Source organism: Streptomyces sp. NPDC005706 (genome assembly GCF_040631045.1).
Taxonomy (GTDB): Bacteria; Actinomycetota; Actinomycetes; order Streptomycetales; family Streptomycetaceae; genus Streptomyces.
In genome coordinates this window covers 1-1,555 of sequence record NZ_JBEXYS010000071.1, presented here as the reverse complement: position 1 = coordinate 1,555, position 1,555 = coordinate 1, and the positions used below count along the sequence as shown (strand labels likewise).

Genomic DNA, 1,555 nt, shown 5'->3' with positions numbered 1-1,555 from the left:
ATGATGCACACCCTGGCCCAGATCGGCTTCCAGCAGTCGTACACCTACTTCACCTGGCGCAACACCAAGCAGGAGCTGACGGAGTACCTGACCGAGCTGTCGGGCGAGGCGGCGGCCTGGATGCGGCCGAACTTCTTCGCCAACACCCCCGACATCCTGCACGGCTACCTCCAGCACGGCGGCCGCCCCGCCTTCGAGGTCCGCGCCGTCCTCGCCGCGACCCTCTCCCCCGCCTGGGGCGTCTACAGCGGCTACGAACTCTGCGAGAACACGCCGTTCCGCGAAGGCAGCGAGGAATACCTCGACTCCGAGAAGTACCAGCTCAAACCGCGCGACTGGGAAGCCGCCGCACGCGAGGGCCGCACCATCGCCCCCCTCATCACCCAGCTCAACGCCATCCGGCGCGCCAACCCGGCCCTGCGGCAACTGCGCGACCTCCACTTCCACCACGCCGACAAGGACCCGGTGATCGTCTACTCGAAGCGGAGCGGATCGAACACGGTTCTGGTGGTCGCCAACCTCGACCCCCACCACACCCAGGAAGCCACGGTCTCGTTGGACATGCCGCAACTCGGCCTGGAATGGCACGAGTCGACGCCGGTGCGCGACCTGCTCACCGGCGACACCTATCACTGGGGCAGGGCCAGTTATGTGCGCCTCGGTCCGGGCGGCGCGCATGTGCTGGCCGTCGGCCGGGAGCCCGGGGAACGTCCACCGGGTGAGCACAGCCAGGTTCTGCGACCGTCCACCCCGCCGACCGGAGGGTCACCCGCCATATGATCGTCAACGAGCCCGTCCCGGACACCTTCGAGGACACTCCCGCCAAGGACCGGCATCCGGATTGGTTCAAGAGCGCCGTCTTCTACGAGGTCCTGGTCCGCTCCTTCCAGGACAGCAACGGTGACGGCATCGGCGACCTCAAGGGCCTGACCGCCAAACTCGACTACCTGCAGTGGCTCGGCGTCGACTGCCTCTGGCTGCCGCCCTTCTTCAAGTCCCCGCTCAGGGACGGCGGTTACGACGTCTCCGACTACACGGCCGTGCTACCCGAGTTCGGTGACCTGGCCGACTTCGTCGAGTTCGTCGACTCGGCGCACCAGCGCGGTATGCGCGTCATCATCGACTTCGTCATGAACCACACCAGCGACCAGCACCCGTGGTTCCAGGAGTCGAGGAGAGACCCGGACGGCCCGTACGGGGACTACTACGTCTGGGCCGACGACGACAAGCAGTACCAGGACGCCCGGATCATCTTCGTCGACACCGAGGCCTCCAACTGGACGTACGACCCCGTACGCAAGCAGTACTACTGGCACCGCTTCTTCTCGCACCAGCCGGACCTCAACTACGAGAACCCGGCGGTGCAGGAGGAGATGATCTCCGCGCTGAAGTTCTGGCTGGACCTCGGCATCGACGGGTTCCGCCTGGACGCCGTGCCGTACCTGTACCAGCAGGAGGGAACCAACTGCGAGAACCTGCCGGCCACGCACCAGTTCCTGAAGCGGGTCCGCAAGGAGATCGACGCCCAGTACCCGGACACCGTGCTGCTGGCCGA

Annotated in this window: 1 protein-coding gene and 1 pseudogene; both read left to right on the top strand. The window is 66.4% G+C overall.

What is annotated here, in order from left to right; genetic code table 11:
* Positions 1–780: pseudogene (locus ABZ478_RS39215) on the top strand (alpha-1,4-glucan--maltose-1-phosphate maltosyltransferase); the annotation flags it as partial.
* Positions 777–1,555 (top strand): alpha-amylase family glycosyl hydrolase (locus ABZ478_RS39210; protein ID WP_359557570.1); only part of this gene is annotated, 779 nt, incomplete at its 3' end. The pseudogene ABZ478_RS39215 and the gene ABZ478_RS39210, both read left to right, overlap by 4 nt.